This is a genomic window from Arthrobacter sp. 01T414 (assembly GCF_056398965.1).
Window position 1 is genome coordinate 155,280 of the sequence record NZ_JBFTQK010000001.1, and the last position, 20,037, is coordinate 175,316.

Sequence of the window (20,037 nt, forward strand, 5' to 3'; positions counted from 1 at the left end):
GCTGGGTCGATGCCCCCTCCAGCGGCCGTGAATGCCGCCCACGGCGCCGGCTGTCGCTCCAGAATCCATGGCAGAAACACCCCCGGCGGTGGGTGAATTCCGCTCCTCGGGAGGGGTCCCGCGCCGGCGCGGGCGCCCGCCGTTTCCCCGCATAGGCAGTCCGGGCCGAGTAGCCAGCCCCAGCGTCCGCGTAGAAGCTGCGCAAACACGGGTACAGGTGGCCGGAAGTCCGGTAGCTTCTACCCGCGCTCGCGGAGAAACCCCCACCTTAGCCTCTGGCTTGGCAGCTTCTTCAGCCAGACCATTCACTGAAAATTGGGGGGAATCATGCAATCCTCTGCCCGTCCACCAGTACGACAAGTTTCCAGGCGTCGCCTAACCAGACCGGCCGCCGTCGCGGCTCTCGCGCTCCTGGCCAGCAGCATGGGCCCCCTCGTCGGGACGCCCAGCATCTTCGGCCCGGAAGCGGCTCAAGCCGCGGTTCCCGCGAGCGCGACCGATGAGTCGAAGGTCCCGCACTACTTCGGCCCTTACCCCAACTGGGCAAACAGCCCGCAGACCCTAGCCGACGCCATGGTCAAAATCAGCGTCGGAACCCCCACGCCGGTCCTGTACGGCAACCCGCTGGTCGAACGCAAGTACGCGACCGACTGGGCGAAGCCGACCGGTGAGATGGGTCCGGTGCTGGTGATTCTGGACCACACCAAGCTGCCCGCCGGAACACTCAAAGATTTCCAGAGCTGGAACCAGGGCACCGCCGGTGGCAGCCCCACCACCTCGGCCGGCAACATCTTCCACGCGCTGGTGCTGCGGCCGACCGGCACCGCCGGGGAGTACACCGTCGTGTACGCCAGTGACGAACTGAAGGTGCCGACGCCGACCGTTGCCACCGGCGAGGTCGAGACCTACGCCGTGCCGCCGGTGGCAGTGCAGAAGGACGACGTCATCGGCTTCTACGGCCAGGGGGTGCCGGTCGACACCGAAGTCCCCGCCAACGGCGACGCCCTGAGCACGCCGGCAAGCGGTGACCCGACGATGACCACCAACGTGGCGCCGGCCAAGGACAGCACGGTCAAGCTCGGAGCCTCCAACTACCCTGACTTCTCCCACGACCGCACCTACTCCTTCGGCGCCGACGTCACGCCGACCATCACCGACCCGGGCACGGGTGCGGAAGCCACCGCCTCGGTAGACCCGAAGACCGGAGCCATCTCCGGAGTCACCGTCACCAGCCCGGGTGCCGGCTACGCGGTCCCGCCTACGGTGGAAATCACCACCGCCGGAGTCACCCCCACGGCGGTGGCGAAGGCCACCGCCAAGATCGCTACCGGCGTCATCACCAGCATCGACGTCAACGAGACCGGTTACGGATTCTCCAAGCCGGCCGTGACCCTGACGGGAGGCAACCCCACCGCGGGCTCGGAGGCCCACGCCCTTGCCAGCGGGACGGTCGACAACCTGAAGCTGAACGACGGCGGCAAGGGCTACCAGGCCCAGCCGCTGGTGGAGATCTCCAAGCCTGACCTCGCCGACGGCGAGCAGGCCACCGGCAAAGCGACGATGGACGCTAACGGCGTCGTCACCGGCGTCGAGATTGCGAACGGAGGCAGCGGCTACACCTCCGCCCCGACCGTGATCATCAGCGACGCCAGCAAGAACGCTCCCGAACTCGAGGCCAAGGTTGAGGCCACCATCGGCATTACCCGGATCGACGTCACCGACGGCGGCGCGGGCTACGACTCAGCACCCACCGTGACGATTGCCGACACGGTGGGAACACCGGACAAGGGCGCGAGCGCCACCGCGAAGGTAGCGGTCAAGGGCTCGGTCACCGACATTGTGGTCACCAGCCCCGGCGCCGGCTACCTCACCCCCGGAATCAAGAAGTTCGTCGACACCCTGCCAGGGGAGGGAGAAGCCAACGCCAACGACCTGGGCCAGTACATCCCGGTCGCGGTGCCCGACACCACCACCTACCCCGGCACGGACTACTACGAGATCGCCGTTGTGCAGTACCGGATGAAGTTCCACCGCGACCTGCCGGCCACCCTGCTCCGCGGCTACGTCCAGCTCTCCACCAGCGTCGTCCCGGGCAAGAAGGTCGCCCTCGGCAACGCCAACCTTGACCCGGCACTGCCGGATACCCCGATCAACTTCACTGGCGTCGACGGGCCGCATTACCTTGGCCCGACCATCGTCGCCACGAAGAACCGGCCCGTCCGGGTGCTGTTCCGTAATCTGCTGCCCACGGGCACGGACGGCGACCTGTTCCTCCCGGTGGACACCACGGTGATGGGTGCGGGTGCCGGCCCCAAGATGATGACGCTCGACCCCAAGACCAAGATCCCGATGGACATGGCGAAGGACGAGAAGAGCGTCCTCGACGGCGTGCGCAACCCGATGTGCGGGCAGACGCCGAAGCCGACCACCTGCTACTCGGAGAACCGCGCCACCCTGCACCTGCACGGCGGCATCACACCCTGGATCAGCGATGGCACGCCGCACCAGTGGGTCACCCCGACCGGTGAGAACACCGCATACCCGAAGGGTGTCAGCGTCAGCAACGTCCCGGACATGCCGGATCCCGGCCCCGGTGCGGAAACGTTCTTCTACACCAACCAGCAGAGCGCCCGGATGATGTTCTACCACGACCACGCCTGGGGCATCACGCGACTCAACGTCTACGCCGGCGAGGAAGCCGGCTACATGATCACCGACGACGCCGAGAAGAAGTTGATGGCTCCCGGCGGCGCCCTCGAAGGCCTCGGCATGGGCACCCAGCTCACCATCCAGGACAAGACCTTCGTGCCCAGCGCGAAGCGGATGGCCCAGCTCGACCCGACATGGGACGCGAAGAAGTGGGGCGGCGAGGGCAACCTCTGGCAGCCGCACGTCTACATGCCCGCCCAGAACCCCGGCGACCCCAGCGGGATGAGCGCATTCGGCCGCTGGTTCTACGGACCGTGGTTCTGGCCGCCGGCCAAGGACGCCAAGTACCCGCCCATGGCCAACCCCTACTACGACCCCAACTGCGACCCGAACACCGCCGACTTCTGCGAGCCGGCCCTGATCCCGTCCACACCCAACAACTCGGTCGGGATGGAAGCCTTCCACGACACCCCTGTCGTCAACGGCACCGCCTACCCGACCAAGACCCTGGACCCGAAGACCTACCGGTTCCGGATCCTCAACGGCTCTGACGACCGGTTCTGGAACCTTTCCTGGTACGTGGCCGATCCCGCCACGGGCACCGAGGTGGCGCTGAAGGCCAGCGAGGTCTCCATGGCGCAGACGGATCCGGTGGTCACGCCGACGCCGGACACCACGAAGAGCCCCAAGGGCCCTGACTGGATCCAGATCGGCAACGAGGGCGGCTTCCTGCCGACCCCGGCCGTGGTCCCCGCCCACGAGACGACGTGGATCACCGACCCGACCCGGTTCGACGTCGGCAACGTCGACCAGCACTCGCTGCTGCTGGCACCGGCCGAACGCGCCGACGTGATCGTCGACTTCTCCGCCTACCGGGGCAAGACGCTGATCCTCTACAACGACGCTCCGGCGGCGTTCCCCGGCCGGATCCCCGGCTACGACTACTACACCAACGGACCGGACATGTCCCCGGCCGGCGCTCCTACTACGCTGCCCGGCTACGGACCCGACACCCGGTCCGTCATGCAGGTCAAGGTTTCCACCGCCGCACCGGCGCTGGCCTTCGACCGGCCGAACACCACGGCTGACCAGATGGGCAAGCTGATGGCCGCGTTCGACCACCACACCGACGCCGCCGGCAAGCCTGCCGGGGTCTTCGAATCGAGCCAGAACCCGATCGTGGTTGGCCAGGCCGCATACAACCAGGCCTACGGGAAGAGCTTCGTCGGCAGCGGTGCCTGCAACGCGGCGATCACCCCCGCCGCCAAGTGCGACGGCTTCGCCCGGATCGCCGAGCAAGGAGGAGACAAATTCAAGTTCGACACCCTAGCGGGCAACCAGCTCAGCATTCCTATCGAGGGCAAGAGCGTCCACGATGAGATGAACTCGGCGAACTTCGACGAATGGGGACGGATGAGCGGCAACATCGGATTGGAGGCCCCCGGAGCAACGCCGCTGCTCCAAAACGTCATTCTGTATCCCTTCGTCAATCCCGCGACGGAGAAACTCGACGGCACCAAGGGGACGAACAGCCTCGACGTGACGCCGATTTCCACAGCCGCCGACGGCACACAGATCTGGAAGATCACCCACAACGGCGTGGACACCCATCCGCTGCACTTCCACCTCAACGACGTGCAGGTGTTGAACAGGGTCACCTGGGACAACATCATCATCCCGCCCGAACCGACAGAACTGGGCTGGAAGGACACCGTGCGGGTCAGCCCGCTGGAGGACACGATCGTGGCGGTTCGGCCCATCCTGCCGAAACTCCCGTTCGCCATCCCGGACAGCAACCGGCCGCTCAACCCGATGATGCCGCTGGGCGCCAAGGGCTCTACCACCGGCCCGAACGGATCCGAAGCCGGGTTCAACAACACCGACACCAACGGTGACCCGATCGACCCGATCAGCAACGAGATGACCAACTTCGGCTGGGAGTACGTGTGGCACTGCCACATTCTCAGCCACGAGGAGATGGACATGATGCGGCCCATCTCGGTCAGCGCGCCCCGCACGCTGCCGGACGCGTCGGTGTTGAGCTTCACTCGACCCACGAGTGATGTGCTGCTGAGCTGGACCGACGGGACCCCGATTTCGATCAACGATCCCACGACCTGGGGTAACCCGAAGAACGAGATCGGCTACAAGATCGAGCGGGCGCCGCTGGTCAACGGCAGGGCCGGCACCTACGCCCAGATCGCCACCACCCTGGCGAACGTGACCACCTACACGGACAAGACCGCCGGGACCGGGCAGTACGCCTACCGGGTCACGGCGTGGAACGCGGCCGGGAACACGGTGTCCGCACCGGTGCTCACCGCGTCGTCGACGCCGAGAGTGACCGCGCAGAACCCCGCACCAGGGGCGACTGCGGTGGCGAGCAATGTCCGGCCGACCGTCACGTTCAGCGAGGCTGTCACCGGCGTCAGCAACACGTCGTTCACGTTGAAGCAGGGCGCCACGTCGGTTCCGGCGTCGGTGAGCTACAGCGCGGCGTCACGGACGGCCACCCTCGTCCCGACGTCGGCGCTGGCCGCTGACAAGACCTACACGCTCTCCTTGACCACGGACATCAAGAGCGTGTCGGGCGGATCGCTGGCCGCGACGAGCTGGGACTTCATTACCGGACCCCGCCCGACGGTCACCTCCACCAATCCCGCCGCCGGAGCCACCGGCGTCGGACTGGGCACGGCCACCGCACGGACCCCGCTGCGTGCAACGTTCAGCGAGCCCGTGACCGGCCTGCCCACCAGCGCCGCCAGCACGTCCAACTACACCCTGAGGCTGGGGTTTGCGACCATCGCCTCGAAGGTGACGTACGACGCCGCCACACGGGTCGTGACGCTGGTCCCGGACGCACCGCTGGCCAGTAACCGCACCTACACCTTGACCCTGAGCAGCGGAGTCAAGGACCTGGCCGGAAACCCGCTGGTTAGCAAGTCGTGGACCTTCACCACCGGTGCCGCACCGGCCCTCATTGCCCGCACCCCGGGGGTCAATGCGGCCAGGGTCAGCCGGACGGCGAATGTCACGGTGGCCTTCAACAAGGCGGTCATCGGGTTGCAGAGTCCGGCCATGGCGAGGGGGAAGTTCACCATCAAGCGGACGACGACTGGCGCTCCGGTCCCCGCAGCCGTCAGCTACTCGAGTGCCAGGAGGGTTGCAACACTTAACCCGACCAGCACGCTGCTGGCCAATACGAGGTATACCGTAACGCTCAGCAGCGGGATCAAGGACGGTGCCGGCAACCAGCTGGCCCCCGTTTCCTGGACCTTCATAACCGGTAAATAGCACCACCCGCAGCGCACCGCCGCCCGGCATCCAGAGCCGGGCGGGGGTGCGCTCGGCTTTTCACGCCACTGCCATGCAGGACAAGGAGACGATCGTGTCGACAGGAACGCGCCAGGGGCTCCGGGGGCGGGGATTCCTGCACCGGGGAAACCAGGGCCAGGGAAACCTGCGCCGGGGAACCCGCGGCCGGGGACCGCTGGGCCTCCGGCTCGCCCGGCTGCTGCTCGCCGTGCTGGCCCTGGTGCTGGTGCTGCCTCCGGTCCCGGCCTGGGCGCACGCTGAGCTGTTGTCCACGACGCCGGCCGAGGGCGCGGTGCTGGCCGCTGCGCCCGGCTCGGTTGAATTCGTTTTCGGCGAACCGGTCTTCCTGGTCCCGGACGGCTTCCAGCTCTACGACGGCAGCGGCGGCCACCGCACTGTTCCGGCCGAAGCGGTGGACGCGGTTGTCCGGGTTAGCCTGCCGCCGGACCTTGGGGAGGGCAGCTACGTGCTCGGCTGGCGGGTGGTTTCCGACGACTCCCACCCCGAGTCCGGGATGCTGTCCTTCTCTGTGGGCCGGGCCGGCGGACAGGTCCCGGCAATTGCAGAGCACGACGCCGGACCCGTGGACGTCCTCTACGGGGTGCTCACCGCTTTCGGCTACGTCGGCTTGTTCTCTCTGGTGGGCCTCACGGTCTTTGACCTGTTTGTCGCCCGCTCCAGCGGGTCAGGGCGTCGGCTGTCCAGGATAGCCGCCGCCGTCGCCGTGAGCGCGTACGTCATCTTGGTGCCTCTCACTGAGGTGCGGGAGCGGGGGCTGGGCCTCGGCGCGCTATTCGATCCTGCGGTCATCAGCACGGGATGGTCCGGAGGGCCGGCGCTGACCCTCGTCCTCGCCGCTTCAGGGGTTGCGCTGATGCTCCTCCGGGTACGGTTGCCGCGCCGGGCGGGCTTCTGGACGGGGACGGTGGGCGCCGTGACCGCACTGGCCTCGGTGCTGCCCGTCGGCCACACCCAGACCTTCGGACCTAGCTGGCTGGTGATGGGCGCCGACCTGGTCCACGCCGCCACAGCAGCGGTCTGGTTGGGCGGTCTCGTGGGCCTGGTGCTGCACCTTGTCCGCGCCCGACGGCGGGACGGCGATCCGGCCGAAGCTTCCCTGGTCCTGGGCAGGTTCTCCACGCTGGCCGGTGGCCTCGTTGTCCTATTGGGCGTCACCGGGACCATCCTCGGCGTGGTGATCGTCGGCTCGGTGACGGCGCTCGTCGGAACCTCCTATGGACTGCTGCTGTTGGCCAAGCTTGGTCTGGTGGCGGTGATCGGCGGCCTGGCGGCATGGAACCGGTTCGGGCTCGTCCCTCGCGTGGCCCGCGAAGGCACTACGGGGAACGCCTGGCGCCGGCTGGCACTTGCCGTCCGGCTGGAGGCCGCCGGGGTGGTGGTGGTCCTTGGCCTCACCTCGGCTCTAACGCTGCAGAATCCCCGCGAGGTCGAAACGGCCGCTGCACCCGTTCCGGCAGCGGCGGGGGTCGCCGCTCCGGCCGGGACACCGGTGCTCGCCGAGCTCGGAACCGGCCACCTGACCGGCCGGTTCAGCCCCGGAACGGTGGGAGTCAATGTCATTACCTTCAGGCTCACCGACGCCGGGGGCGCCCCGATCGTGCCGCTTGCCCTGCCGCAGGTCAGCCTGGCCGAGCCGAACCTGAGCCTCGGACCGGTGGCCGCCAAAGTCGAGCCCGGGGAGACGCCGGGGAGCTACCGGGCGGAGGTCGTACTGCCCGCAGCGGGGCAGTGGAAAATCACCGCCGCCGTCCGGGTGAACGAGCTGGAACAGCCCGCCGCCGTCGTAGATGTGGTGGTGCGCTGAGCTGGCTACTTAGCTGCCGTGCGGCCGCGACCTGTCAGGACGAGTGCTAGGGCGGCTGCACCGAGCACGAATCCGGCGGCGCCCAGGACAAGCCCCCACACCGAGGCCCCGTCGCCGGCAGTCTCTGCGGCCCGGCTGGCGGTGGCCTGGGGCGCGCCAGCTTGGGACCCGGCAGCAGGAGCCGTTGCGGCCGGAGCGGCGGCTGCGGTTCCGTCTTCGGCGGTGGTGGTGAAGGACGGCGCCGGGTGTTCGGGTTCGGGCTGGCCCTCGGCGCTTTCCTCGTCCCAGTTCACGACGGTCCCGTCGGTGAGGGTCTGGGCTGCCTTCAAGGTGACGGTCGTGCCCGCCGCGGGGAGCCTGCCGACGGAGAGTGAAAACGCCTGATATTCGTTCTTTCCCAGCTGGTGCGTTGCGTCGGCGGTCCAGACCACGGAGGTCGGGGCCTTGGTGACGGTCGTCCCGGACACGGTGACCGGCTTGGGCAGGTCGCCGGTGATGACCTGGGCACTCCAGCCCTCGACAGGTTTGACCGAAACCGAAGTGAAGGGGGTGTCCGTGGGCAGCTTGACCTCAAGTTTGCTGGTCCTCGCGGTCTTGGATTCATTCGGAACGTTGAACGTCAGGTGCGCGTAGCCATTGGCGCCGGTGTCGTCAGGGTTCACGCTGACGTGGGCGGAGGCGGCGGTGGCGCCCAGAAGTATGATCCCTGCTGTCGCGGAGGCTGTAGCGACGGTCTTGATGGTTCCACGGATCGGGGTTTTCATGTCGATGCCTTTCAAGAAGCGGTACACCAAGGGCCGCGGGCGCGGCCGGCAAAGGGGAGGTAAGGGCTAGTCGCGGCGACCGGAACCTGGCGTCCCGTGCTGCACTCTTTGGGGGAGCTGCTGGTGCTGGCCTTGGTGCACGTCGGTCAGCCAGTCCAGCGGAGCCGCCGGACCGAGCCTCGGGTCGTCCGGCTCAGCGCCGTCCCGCAGGGCCTCCACGTACGCGCGGTCCTGGTCGATTCGCGTCCGCAGCTGCCCGGCTCCGCTGACCGAGCCATGTCCCGGGACGACGACGAGGACGTCGTCGGCCACGCCGTCGAAAAGCCGCAGCGCGGCGAGATAGTCCTCGACCGGATCCGCGGCCTTCAGATCGAGGAACGGAATCAGGATGTCGGACAGCATATCGCCGGCGACCAGGACGCCGCGCTCCTCGATCAGCAGTGCCGCGTGGCCCGCGGCATGGGCCTGATGCTCGAGGATCCGGACTGCGGGGCCATCCCAGGGGATCTGCGTGGTGCCGGTGGGCAGCGCGGTGATGAGGCCGAGGAGATCCAGCGGGATCTCCTCGGCGAAGTCCGGCGGAAGCACTCCGGCTACGCGGGCTTGCCAGTCCGGCTGCGACAGCAGTTCCTGGATCGGTGCCGCGCAGCGGGCTGTGGCGTAACGGGGCGCGTCGCCGAAGTCCGCGTGCCAGAGGACGTGGTCCCAATGAGGATGGGTCGAAAAGCCCGCCACGACGGGCTGGGCCAATTCACGAAGCTCATCCGCGAGTGCCGCCATTTCGCCCGTTGTTATGCCGGGGTCAATGAGCAGCGCGCCGGCCTGTCCTTGAACGATGACGCAGTTGCTCTGCAGGATTTTGCTCTCATGGACCAGAACGCCCTCTGCGACTTGCTTCAGCACGACGTGCCCTCCCCCTCGTGGTTGGTAGTGCCTGCCGAGACGGTATTCCCGGGCGGTGGTGGAGCGCAAGGACTACGGCGTCGTTTTTTCACCCGGGGCGGGAGAATTTCCTGGCCCGGCGGTGTCCACCACGCAGAACCGGTTGCCTTCCGGGTCGGCCAGGATGACGTAGTCCGCGTCCGCCGGCTGTTTGTCCCAGTGCACCCGGGTGGCACCGAGCGCGAGGAGCCGCTCCACTTCGGCAGCCTGGTCACTGGCGTAGAGGTCGAGGTGCAGGCGCGGCGGGATCTGAAGCGCTGCCGGGACGCGGTCCAGCGAAATGCAGGTGCCCGCGCCGTCCGGTGGCTGCAGGATGACAAAGTCGCCGCTTGCCTCGTGCCGCGGCACATAGCCGAGCGCCGCCTGCCAGAACCGCATCTGCCGCTCCAGGTTGTCCACCCTGATGACGATCGAACCTATGCTCAGCATCTGGCCAAGCTACACCCGGGTCAGCCCGGCGCGCGGCCGGTCCTCAGCTTTTCTTCAACTCCTCGGCGAGCATCACAATGATGCCGCTGGGGCCGCGGACGTAGCTGAGCTTGTAGATGTCCTGATAGGTGGCCACCCCGCGCAGCGGATAACAGCCGTGCCGCGCGGCGATTTCCAGGGCTTTGTCGATGTTCTCCACGGAAAACGCGACCCTGTGCATGCCGATCTCGTTGGGCAGGGTGGGCTCCGTCTCGATCGCCTCGGGGTGGAGGTACTCGAAAAGCTCGAGGCGGCCGAGGCCGTCCGGCGTTTGCAGCATGGCGATGTTTGCGTGATTTCCGTCCAGGCCGACGGCGGTGTCCGTCCACTCGCCGCTGACGGTGTCACGGCCGATCACCGCGAGGCCGAGATCGGTGAAGAATGCGATCGCTGCCTCGAGGTCACGCACGGCGATGCCGACGTTCTCCAGTTTGATGCTCATGCGCACACGCTACCGAGCCGGACACGCGCAGTTCCAGAGGCGACCGGCGGGCCGTCGGGCGTCCGGGCCGACCGGGGGCAACTGAACGGCGCCGGGTTTCCTTCGCGTCAGTTCAGCATGCCGGGGTCGGTGGAGAACGCATGTCTGCCAATGAAGGCTTCGACCATGGGGATGAAACCCGGTGCCAGTTGCGAGGCTCTGTCCTTGCTTGGATCTGGAGCTTCCGTGAACAGGCCGTGCCCCGCGCCTGGAAACACGGCTATGCCGTGTGGATTGCCCGGTAGTGGCGGGAGGAGCGAGGAGAAGGCTGCCACGCTTTCAGGAACCGGAACCAAGGGATCGGATGCTCCCAGCAGGGCCAGGACCGGACACGGGACCTCGGGCAGGATCACCGCCGGGTCAAAGTCGAGAACCCTCCGGAGGAAGCCCAGCATCGCGACCGTGTCGAAGTATTTTGTCGCGATTTCGTACCAAGGCCTGTCGCTAAAACTTTCCTGGTAGCTCAGGACCTCCTCGAGGACCTGCCCGGAGAGCAAAAGGTTTGTACGTTCATCGAGCCACAGGCCGGCCTCCGCGAGGGCAGTTTCGTCTTGGCCGTCCTGCCGGAGGTCGTTCAAGATTCTGAATCGGTCCTGCCGTGCCGGCGACACCCCTGGTCCTGAGTTCGAGATAACGAACTGGATCCTGCTGTCGAGGGCTGCGGCGATCAAAGCCACCCAACCGCCTTGACTCACGCCGTAAAGGCCGCACGCCATGCCGGCCACAGCCGGGTGGACCTAAGCAGCGTCGCCGCTGCAAGAGACTCTTCCGCCCGGTCGGTCAGGGATTGATTCCTCCAGTCGCCCATCGAGTTTCCGCATCCAGGCTTGTCATGCGTGAGGACCACAGCGCCGCACCTGACCAGGAGGTCAACCGCACCACCCCAGCCATCCGCCGTGCCGTCTCCCGAACCGTCCACCAAGACCAGTCCCGGCTGGGGAATTGCCGAAGGAAGATAGTGAATCAGGGCCTCGAGATTCCCGGCGGCACTGGTTACTTGCGTGCGCTCCCTGACGATTGCTTGCATAGCCCGGACTGTACAGCACCGCCGGACCAAGCCCGGAGACTCCGACGGAACGGTCGATGCACCGTTGGAATCTTGAAGCACAGGCCAAGCTGCTCCAGCGCCGGCGGCGTCGGGGTGACGCCGCCGGCGCAAGCCCTGGGGCAGCCGCTACCGAATGCGCGCGATGGACGACAAGGCCGCGTCGAGCGCCTTCGTTTCCCACGGCCGCAGGTGACGCCGGTGTGTTTCCTCGAGGCGGGTCGGCTCGCCCGGCGTTGACGTCCTGGAACGATTCTGAAGGGGATTTCTCATTGGCCTGCTTTTCTTCCTGAGGGGTATTTGCCAAGACCAACTCAACAACCTCAAGTTGACTTGAGGTCAAATCCGTCGCTGTGGCATACTGCCCGAATGCCGCAAACCACCCCTGATTCCCTGATGTCTGTGGGCGAGATAGCCTCCCGCGCCGGCATTACCGTGCCCACGCTGCGCTACTACGACGAACGCGGGTTGGTGTACTCCCAGCGGACCAGCGGCAACCAACGGCGCTACAAGAGAATGACTCTTCGACGGCTGGCTCTGGTTGCGGCCGGTCAACGGGTGGGACTGTCAATCGAACAGATCAAAACAGTGTTGGACAGGCTTCCCCGGGACAAGGCCCCAAGCCAGGCTGACTGGTCAGAGATAAGCCGCGAGTGGGCTCAACTAGTAGAGCGGCGGATCCGTGAACTACGCGTACTGGAAACTTCCCTGGAGAGTTGCATCGGCTGTGGTTGCCTCTCCCTGCAGCGGTGCTCCTTGGTGAATCCCGGGGACACGGCTGCCGGCGAAGGAAGCGGATCCCGCTGGTCCCGCAGGGCCAGCGAAGCAGGGGCCGGCCCCAGGTTGCCGCTCGAGGACCTGCACACTAGCCTGAGCGCCCTTCCTGAATCGGAACCGCGGGACGCATATCTGCGGTTCCTGAACGCAGCCGGGGAAGCGGCGCTGCGTCGAAATGGCGGCCCAGAGCATGTCACGGGGTCCTGCTTCGTATTTTCTCCCGCCTTCGACCAAGTTCTCTTGTCATTCCATCGCAAGGGGCAGTTCTGGGTGCAGTTCGGCGGCCACATCGAGTCGACGGACGCATCGGTGGCGGAAACCGCCCAGAGAGAGACTCGCGAGGAGTCAGGAATAGCCGAACTTGTCCTGCTCTCTCCCGCAATCATGGATCTTGATCGGCACGATCTGAATTCGGGGTTCTCGTGTGCTGCCCATTGGGACGTGGGCTTCGCTGCCGTGATCGCCCCGGATGCCGAGATCTCGGTGAGCGATGAAAGTGAGGACGTCCGATGGTTTCCGATCGACGCATTGCCGGCTGAAGTGCCGGCAGGCTTCGGCGCGCGCTTGGAACGCGTCCGTCTCTCGGCGATGTCCTTGCGTGGGGGAGCCGTGGGAGCGGGCGATCAATGACGCGGCGTGAAGGCTGGGGCGTGGCGCTTGTTGCCACAGCCGTTTTCGCCTTCTGGTGGGCGACGGCCATTTGGGGCGCACCTGCCTCAGACGCCTACGGCCGGCAAGTCGTCTTCTTTCACCGGGGTGTTTCCGGGTCTGCGATTACCGGATGGATTCAGCTGCTCAGTCTGCTCGGAGGCGCCGTGGGCGCGTTTCTGCTGGTCCCCGCGCTGATCGGCCGCATCCGCCAGCGGTGGATCCGGCGAAGCGTGGGATGGACAGCGTGCGCCGGCTCCACCCTGGCGGCGCCTTACCTTGCAGCGGTCGTGCTTGCCGCCTATTTTGGCGCCGCTGGAATCGGCGACGACGTTGAACTGGAGGCCCCCACCGGTCAATCCGTACTCGTAACCCAGGACGGGTTCGACGGCGACGTCGTGGAGATCTTTACCAAGTACGACGAGTTCCACTACGTCAGGCACGGTTCCGCTGATGAACTGGCTGGGTTCCCTCGGGTCAAGGACCGGGATTGTCGGCTTCTAGCCACAAACGCGCGCCTACGGCTCACGTGCGGCGCCGACTCCGTGACCATAAACCCCCGTTAGATGCCGTAGTCAGCGGTGAGTGTTTTGGTGGTTCCGTCGAGGCGGATGAGTCCACCGTGGGGAAGGATCCACTGGGGCCGGGTATGGCCGAAGGGAACTCCGACGCAGACGACGGCGTCCGGGTTGTACGCGCTGACCTGCTCGATGATTACCTCGCGCTGTTCCGTCCGCAGGCGGGCTCGTTCGTCGGGTGCCGGAACTGGTGCGCCCAGTTGGCTGACGGGTGGACGGGCGACGAGTACGCCGGCGGCGGCTTCAAGGATTCCCCGCTCGCCCAGGGCCCGTACCCATCTCTTGACGTCGTCCGCGGCCGGCAGCACCTCGCTTGTCTCGAAGAGGAGGATCGCCCCTTCGAGGTCGCCAACGGCCGGCATCCGGTCAGCCATCGCAATTTGGTCGATCACCTCGAGACAGCCGCCCCACGACCGTCCTTCCACAACCGTCTGCGGACCGGACCAGGTCCACGGTTCCGTCGCCTCGCGGACGCCGAACTGGGTCAGGGCGCGAGGGTCTGTCCAAGCGACGCCGTAGTCTTCTGACTCTCCGGGATCAGACAACTCGATGGTTCCGCCGTCGATGAGTGCGGCGCGAAGCGAGAGAAGGTGCACGCTGTCCACGTGCGGACCTGCTCCAAGGTGCACCTGCGTGGAGCCGCCGTAGTAGCTGGGGATCCCGAGACCCCACAGGAAGTTGTGCAGGTTCGTGTTGTCGCTGTAGCCAAGGAACGGCTTCGGGTTGTCGGCGACGACACCGGCGTCGATGTGCTTGATGACCGTGATCTGGTCATTGCCCCCAATCGTCGCAAGAACGGCCCGGATCGTTGGATCGGCGAAGGCGGCCGTGATGTCGGCAGCCCGTGCTTGGGCGCTTGCACCGAGTTGCCGCGTAGTCGCGTACTCCACTGGAATCAGCCCCGTGGATTCCGTCAGCCGCCGCATAGCCTGCTCGTGGACCGCCTCGGAGACTGCCGGTGCCGCAAAAGCTGGAGAGAGGATCGCGACCCGATCGCCGGGGCGGGCCTTCGCAGGGGCAGTCAGGTTCTGTGACGTCATCAGCTCATGAGAGCAGTCGGTCATCCCATCTCCTGGCTTCCACGCCGGTCCGTGACGGTGTCCGCGGTCGCGGCGCTGCTAGCGTTTGTCGCGTGGATGCATTCACCTGGCACGTGCCCGCTCCGGCCAAAGGTGGCAAGACCTGGACTCAACTTGCCAGACTTGTCGCAACCAGTGATGTCCTGCTGCACGGGTCGCAGACACCAGGTCTTACCTCGCTTACCCCAAGGGCGCCCCTCGACTTCAGCCTTGACGACTTTTCAAAGACGACAGCCGTCTACGCGACCGAAGACCCGTCATGGGCGGTCGCGTACGCGATCCGTTCATCGTCATGCCGACGCTTCCTAAACGCCTGCTTCTATCCCGGCACCGCAGCCGGAGGGTGGTCTGAACGGCGTATCTTCCTCTCGTATGCTGCAACCGCGGACGGCCAGCCTCCTACCGGGCCCGGGGTGGTCTACGTACTTCCCGGCAGAAGTTTCACAAGGATGCCCAGCCACACGGACCCCATTCTTGGCCCGATTACCGAATGCCAGTTCATCAGCACCGAGCCCGTTCCTGTCCTGGCCGAAATAGTAGTCGGGCCCCACGACCTGCCGCTCGCCCCGGAGCTCCACGACTTCGAAGCCGTGTCTAGGCGCGCGTCTGCCAAGCCTGGAGGATTCCCCTGGCTCGAGTGAAGAGTCGTTGACGCTGGTGCCGACGAAACGATCGGCTAGGATCGGCGTCGAACGAGTCGGCGGGGGTGCCCGGCGATCCACCCGAGTCATGCAACGGACCTAGTCCGGGAAACAGAAGGGGCGCCTCCCGATGATTGCGCTGCTGATCGCCGCTGCTTTGGCCTTGGTCCTGTCGTTGAGCGGCACGCCAGTCCTCGCCCGCTATCTGGTTAGGAAGAGGTACGGCCAGTTCATCCGCGACGACGGCCCCACCACCCACCACACCAAACGTGGCACTCCCACCATGGGCGGGGCGTGGATCATTGCTTCGGTGGTGATCGCCTACTTCGCCACGCACGGGATCATGGCGGTGCTTGGTCCATCGTCGGGCCCAACAGCCTCGGGACTACTGCTCCTCATGGTCACGGTCGGCATGGGCCTGGTGGGTTTCTGCGATGACTACATCAAGGTCTCCAGGCAGCGCAGCCTCGGGCTCACAGCGCCGGCGAAAATCGTCGGCCAGACAGCCGTCGGGGTGACGTTCGGCGCGCTCGCGCTCAACTTTCCCGATGGGAACGGACGCACTCCGGCCTCCACCGCAATCTCCTTCGTTCGGGACACGTCCTTGGATTTGGCCTTTGCCGGGCCGCTGGTCGGCGCGATTCTGTTCATCCTCTGGTCCATCCTGATCCTCACCGCGACATCCAACGGCGTGAACATCACCGACGGACTGGATGGCCTGGCCGCGGGAGCGTCGATCCTTGTCTTCGGCGCCTACATGCTGATGGGCATCTGGCAATTCAACCAACGGTGCGCTGATCCCAGCGTCCCGGCCAATATTTGCTACCAGGTGCGGGATCCGCTCGACCTGGCCCTGATCGCGGCGGCGCTGTGCGGCTCCCTCGTGGGATTCCTCTGGTGGAACACCACTCCGGCGAAGATCATCATGGGTGACACCGGATCACTCGCCCTTGGGGGCGCAATTGCGGGCTTCGCGATCCTCTCGCGCACCGAGCTGCTCCTGGTCATCATGGCCGGCCTGTTCGTCATGATCACCCTCTCCGTAATCATCCAGGTGGGCTTCTTCAAACTCACCGGAGGCAAGCGCGTCTTCCTCATGACGCCGCTGCATCACCACTTCGAATTGAAGGGCTGGGAACAGGTCACCGTGGTGGCCCGCTTCTGGATCATCGCGGGTCTTTTCGTCGCCGTCGCACTTGGAATCTTCTACGCCGAATGGGTGGTGCTGCTGTAGGCCTGCGCGCTCCGCTAGAGAACCCCGGGACGCAGGGCGTTCCGTTTTGTCATCACCAAGGTGTCCCTCGAAGATCGACGTCGCCGTTCGGCCACTCACTCGCATCTCGCGTCGACGAACAGATAAGCATGGGCCCGCCTTGGGACACGATAACCGAGCTCTGGTCTACTCGGGACAGACACCGTTCGGTCGCATGCACCCGGACCCAGCCCGCAGACTCGTAGAAGGGGACCACCTCTTTTCGACATCCGAGGAAACCGAAGTCGGCTCCGGCCTCGCTACGCATCGCCTCTTGGGCGTGACGCATCGCTCGGCCGCCGAAGCCAAGACCGCGAAAGCGATGATCAACCAGCACACCTCCTGTGCCAGCGACGACGACGTCGTCCGTTCCCACCGAGATCACCCGACGTTGAAAGCCCACGTGCGCCGCCAGTTCAGAGCCTCGGTATGCCAGCACATGGAAATCCGCCGGCGAGTAGCCGTACGGCGCGTCGGGAGCCCACCGGCCGTAGTCGCTCAGGTACTCACTGTCGAAAAGCACCTCAAGGGCCGCAAGTTCCCTCCTGTTGAGATCTTCATGCCGCCGCAGCTGAATTGCGATATTCAAGCGGTGACCGCGCTAACCGCGACGACGCCGCCCCACGGGTCCCGGATCACCGCGTTTCTAAACCCTGGGGTATTTGAGGGGGCCATTACGATGCCGCCCCCAAGATCCGCCGCCCTGTCGGCGATGTCGTCTGCGTTGTCGACCGAGAAATTGACACTCCAGTGCGGAGGGATATCGGTGCCGTCGGTGGTGGTAGCCACTGCCACCATCTGGCCCTCTCGAACCCATCGCGAAAAGGTGACGCCCGGCGAAGACTTCAGCTCCCAGTTGAACATCGCCTGGTAGAAGTCCCTTGCCTTTTCCAGATCCGGAGTATGCAGCGAACTCATTGCCCAACAATTGGGCTGGTCGACGAGTTCGACGCCGCGATCGTTGCCAGCCTGCCGTAGGCAAAACATGACTCCGGAGGAGTCGGCAACCAATGCCGTGGGCGTCGGGGCCCCAAACTTTGCGAGCCCGCGGCCACCAGCCTGCTCAGCAAGAGCCACTGCCCTCCCGACGTCGTCCACACGGATATGGGTCAGCCATCCCGCTGGGGACTGCGGTGGAGCTTGCCCCACACCGGCCACCAAACGTCCGGCCAGACGAGCAGGGTAGTACTCACCTCTGAAACCCGACATCTGAATTGGCTTGTCGAAGCTCCAGCCGAACAAATCACCGTAGAAATCGACAGCGGCCCGGGGATCCGGTTGCCATGTATCAACCCAACATGGTGCACCTGTTGAGGAAATATCTCGCGAAGACATAAACAGCACCCCATTCAACTTCACTGACCCACCCTGACCCAAGGCGGGTCCGGTAAGCATACTTCCGGCGGCGGAGCGGGCCGCTGGCCCCGGCCCCCAGCCTTCGCTGGGTCGACGGGAGCCTTGCGGACGAATGGCCACCGCGGTTACGACAAAGGGAGGGAACACGATGCCAGCCATGGCGCCCACTTCATATGGACCCAGGTCTGCCGGTGTCCGGCAAATCAGTAGGCGCTCTTTAGTCAGCTGGCACTACGAACGCGAGCCGCTGTTCCGGCGCCCATACGTAGGTGTCATCGCACCGATAGCCCCTTAGCCAGGGCTGCCCATCCACGACACGGAGGTAAAACCCCTTGGGGTACTCCACGTCCTCGCTCAGCGGCTCCGAGGCGACGTGAATTGCTCCGGTCGGGGCGCGGCCAGCGGACAAGACGGAGTCCGGTGCGTTCGTCTGCTCCATGATTGCCAAGCGGAGGTAGGGGCCCGTCACCAAGGGGCAAAGTTCGAGGCCTTGGTTCCTCGCAGCGGTGAAGACCCGGGACTGAACCGCCCCGCGCTCAAAGCCAAGCTCTCCTACCGTTCGTTCCACTATCCTCAAGCTTCGTGCCACTGGGGCGTCGAAGAAGGGGTGGGCGAGCAGCGTCTCGGCGTGAGCATTGAGCATGTCGCCGGCGCTGTGTAGCAATTGCAGGACCTCAGCTCGCGACTGGCCGCCCGATTGAACCACGAAACCGTCACCGTGCACTGTGCTCACCATCCACCGATTCTCCATCAGCACCGGAGTGGGTGCCGGCAGCGACTGCCTTCTGCGCTGAGGCCGTCCAGAATCATCGTGCCAACGACACCTCTACCGCCCTCAATCTCTACGAGACCGACCTGCACCGAGCCCGAGTGGAAAACAATCAGGCTGAACTACTGGCTGAGCAGCAGCGTACCCAGAGACTCATCGTCGCAGGAAACGTCGTTAACGCCGCCCTCACCGGCGCAGCCATCGGAACCATCCGGCACGAGGGCGCCCGTACACGAGCCGCCAACGCAGCCCACGCTGCGGGGATAAACGAACAACTCAAGAAGCCCCGGACGGTGCACCTGAAGAAAGGCTGGTAAAGCCTGCTGCGTACGGGCAGCCTTCCTGCCAGTTACCTTCGTCGTGCGAGAATCGCCGCATGGATGAGCATGATCGGCAGATGCGGGAACAGCAGTTGATGATCGTTGAGGCGCTGGTGGAGGCTATGAATCAGCGCGACGAAGTTTTCCGGGTGATCGACGAATCAGAGGACGTGGACGAAGCAATCCATCGCGTGGGTCAACTGTTGGGGGTGGAAGAGGGGCCCAGCCTGGCCGTTCTCGACCTGCAGGCTAGGAGGTTCACCCGAGACCAGCGTCAGGCACTCGCTACCCATGCAGACGAACTTAGATCACGGTTGGCTGATGGTCGTTAGGACTCGGCGTCGACGTCCCTTATTGCTGCTCGCCCACTCCGTCGAAGGCACGTTTCACCAGCACACCGAACAGGGGAATTGATGACCGCAGGACGATGGGCATTTCTCTCGGTTGCCGCAGTGCTCCTGATCATCTCCCTAACTCTCGCCCTTCAGGGATCGACCGGTCTGTGGTTCACCGCGGTGGCCATGGGCATCGCGATCTTCACCACTCTGCGGTCGGGATTCAAGGAACATCGCCGGACCCAGGGCAGCTCAGCGCCAGAAGACCAGTGAGCGGTTCTTCACCCGGTAGCGATCCGGCTCAGTAGAGTGGCACGCATGAGTCTCGAATGGGAACAAGTAATTGTCGATTCGGCGCGGCCGGCTGAGCTTGGACATTGGTGGGCCAAAGCTTTGGGCTGGGTCGTGACTATAGACGGTGACGATGAGTTCGAAATTCGTTCTGCACCGGACCGGTTGCCGGGGTTGGTCTTTGTGCCAGTGGCAGATTCGAAGGTTACGAAGAACCGTCTCCACCTCGATTTTCGGCCGGACGATCCAGCGGCCGAGGTCGAGCGGATGATCGCTCTGGGTGCCCGCAGGGTCGATGTTGGTCAGGGCGAGCAGCCGTGGACTGTACTGGAGGATCCAGAAGGCAACGAGTTTTGCGTTCTGGGACGCCGCAAGAAGGCCGCTTCCGACAGCTGAAGGTTCGGACGGACCACGCGAGTGCCCGTCAACGTATCCCCGCGGCGGAAAGGACACGCATCCACCGCCGTCGCCGCACCAAACTCCCAAATCCGCCCAGAGAATA

At 65.4% G+C, this 20,037-nt stretch carries 19 protein-coding genes; 9 read left to right on the top strand and 10 right to left on the bottom strand.

Annotated elements, in window-relative coordinates:
* Positions 1-423 precede the first annotated feature (423 nt).
* Together AC1DK9_RS00700 and AC1DK9_RS00705 are read left to right on the top strand one after the other, a co-directional pair.
* Positions 424-5,943, top strand: coding sequence for an Ig-like domain-containing protein (locus AC1DK9_RS00700; protein WP_476914698.1), 5,520 nt, complete (start codon positions 424-426; stop codon positions 5,941-5,943).
* Positions 5,944-6,037: 94 nt separating this feature from the next.
* On the top strand, positions 6,038-7,789 hold the full coding sequence (locus tag AC1DK9_RS00705; RefSeq protein WP_476914699.1) for a copper resistance protein CopC: 1,752 nt from the start codon (positions 6,038-6,040) through the stop codon (positions 7,787-7,789).
* A gap of 5 nt (positions 7,790-7,794) precedes the next feature.
* On the opposite strand, the gene AC1DK9_RS00710 is transcribed toward AC1DK9_RS00705, so the two are convergent.
* From AC1DK9_RS00710 to AC1DK9_RS00735, 6 genes are all read right to left on the bottom strand, one after another.
* Positions 7,795-8,553: a YcnI family copper-binding membrane protein gene (locus tag AC1DK9_RS00710; protein ID WP_476914700.1), complete on the bottom strand. Its 759-nt coding sequence runs from the start codon at positions 8,551-8,553 to the stop codon at positions 7,795-7,797.
* Positions 8,554-8,619: 66 nt separating this feature from the next.
* The gene (locus AC1DK9_RS00715; protein ID WP_476914701.1) at positions 8,620-9,456 is read right to left on the bottom strand and encodes an MBL fold metallo-hydrolase; all 837 of its coding nucleotides are present in this window, start codon (positions 9,454-9,456) and stop codon (positions 8,620-8,622) included.
* A gap of 72 nt (positions 9,457-9,528) precedes the next feature.
* Entirely contained in the window at positions 9,529-9,924 is a 396-nt protein-coding gene (locus tag AC1DK9_RS00720) for a VOC family protein (RefSeq protein ID WP_476914702.1), read from the bottom strand.
* A 43-nt stretch (positions 9,925-9,967) separates the two neighbouring features.
* Positions 9,968-10,405: a VOC family protein gene (locus AC1DK9_RS00725; protein ID WP_476914703.1), complete on the bottom strand. Its 438-nt coding sequence runs from the start codon at positions 10,403-10,405 to the stop codon at positions 9,968-9,970.
* Positions 10,406-10,512: 107 nt separating this feature from the next.
* Complete coding sequence (locus tag AC1DK9_RS00730) at positions 10,513-11,121, bottom strand: alpha/beta fold hydrolase (protein ID WP_476914704.1); 609 nt, start codon at positions 11,119-11,121, stop codon at positions 10,513-10,515.
* Positions 11,122-11,135: 14 nt separating this feature from the next.
* Positions 11,136-11,471 (bottom strand): hypothetical protein, encoded by a 336-nt coding sequence (locus AC1DK9_RS00735; RefSeq protein WP_476914705.1) that lies wholly within the window; start codon positions 11,469-11,471, stop codon positions 11,136-11,138.
* A 387-nt stretch (positions 11,472-11,858) separates the two neighbouring features.
* Between AC1DK9_RS00735 and soxR the strand changes: the two genes are divergently transcribed.
* Positions 11,859-12,896 (top strand): redox-sensitive transcriptional activator SoxR, encoded by a 1,038-nt coding sequence (gene soxR / locus AC1DK9_RS00740; RefSeq protein WP_476914706.1) that lies wholly within the window; start codon positions 11,859-11,861, stop codon positions 12,894-12,896.
* 20 nt (positions 12,897-12,916) lie between these two features.
* The gene (locus AC1DK9_RS00745; RefSeq protein WP_476914707.1) at positions 12,917-13,480 is read left to right on the top strand and encodes a hypothetical protein; all 564 of its coding nucleotides are present in this window, start codon (positions 12,917-12,919) and stop codon (positions 13,478-13,480) included.
* Here the strand turns inward: AC1DK9_RS00745 and AC1DK9_RS00750 are convergent.
* Positions 13,477-14,532, bottom strand: a complete 1,056-nt coding sequence (locus AC1DK9_RS00750; protein WP_476914708.1) for a S66 family peptidase — start codon at positions 14,530-14,532, stop codon at positions 13,477-13,479. The two genes, AC1DK9_RS00745 and AC1DK9_RS00750, sit on opposite strands and share 4 nt — an antisense overlap.
* An 810-nt stretch (positions 14,533-15,342) precedes the next feature.
* Here AC1DK9_RS00750 and mraY point away from each other — a divergent pair.
* Positions 15,343-16,446, top strand: a complete 1,104-nt coding sequence (mraY, locus tag AC1DK9_RS00755; RefSeq protein ID WP_476914709.1) for a phospho-N-acetylmuramoyl-pentapeptide-transferase — start codon at positions 15,343-15,345, stop codon at positions 16,444-16,446.
* A gap of 52 nt (positions 16,447-16,498) precedes the next feature.
* Here mraY and AC1DK9_RS00760 read toward each other — a convergent pair whose 3' ends face one another.
* Genes AC1DK9_RS00760 through AC1DK9_RS00770 form a run of 3 tightly spaced genes read right to left on the bottom strand, consistent with a single transcriptional unit; the run spans position 16,499 to position 18,556 of the window.
* Complete coding sequence (locus AC1DK9_RS00760) at positions 16,499-17,053, bottom strand: GNAT family N-acetyltransferase (RefSeq protein WP_476914710.1); 555 nt, start codon at positions 17,051-17,053, stop codon at positions 16,499-16,501.
* Positions 17,050-17,979, bottom strand: coding sequence for a VOC family protein (locus AC1DK9_RS00765; RefSeq protein ID WP_476914711.1), 930 nt, complete (start codon positions 17,977-17,979; stop codon positions 17,050-17,052). The genes AC1DK9_RS00760 and AC1DK9_RS00765 overlap by 4 nt, the downstream gene beginning before the upstream one ends.
* A gap of 58 nt (positions 17,980-18,037) precedes the next feature.
* Complete coding sequence (locus tag AC1DK9_RS00770) at positions 18,038-18,556, bottom strand: hypothetical protein (protein ID WP_476914712.1); 519 nt, start codon at positions 18,554-18,556, stop codon at positions 18,038-18,040.
* 134 nt (positions 18,557-18,690) lie between these two features.
* On the opposite strand from AC1DK9_RS00770, the gene AC1DK9_RS00775 reads away from it, so the two are divergent.
* The 4 genes from AC1DK9_RS00775 (at position 18,691) to AC1DK9_RS00790 (ending at position 19,931) form a co-directional block, all read left to right on the top strand.
* The gene (locus AC1DK9_RS00775) at positions 18,691-18,906 is read left to right on the top strand and encodes a hypothetical protein (RefSeq protein WP_476914713.1); all 216 of its coding nucleotides are present in this window, start codon (positions 18,691-18,693) and stop codon (positions 18,904-18,906) included.
* Between the two features lie 59 nt (positions 18,907-18,965).
* A complete protein-coding gene (locus AC1DK9_RS00780; RefSeq protein ID WP_476914714.1) occupies positions 18,966-19,241 on the top strand; it encodes a DNA gyrase subunit A in 276 nt (91 codons plus the stop codon).
* An 81-nt stretch (positions 19,242-19,322) separates the two neighbouring features.
* A complete protein-coding gene (locus AC1DK9_RS00785) occupies positions 19,323-19,517 on the top strand; it encodes a hypothetical protein (protein ID WP_476862062.1) in 195 nt (64 codons plus the stop codon).
* Between the two features lie 45 nt (positions 19,518-19,562).
* Positions 19,563-19,931, top strand: a complete 369-nt coding sequence (locus AC1DK9_RS00790; RefSeq protein ID WP_476914715.1) for a VOC family protein — start codon at positions 19,563-19,565, stop codon at positions 19,929-19,931.
* Positions 19,932-20,037 lie beyond the last annotated feature (106 nt).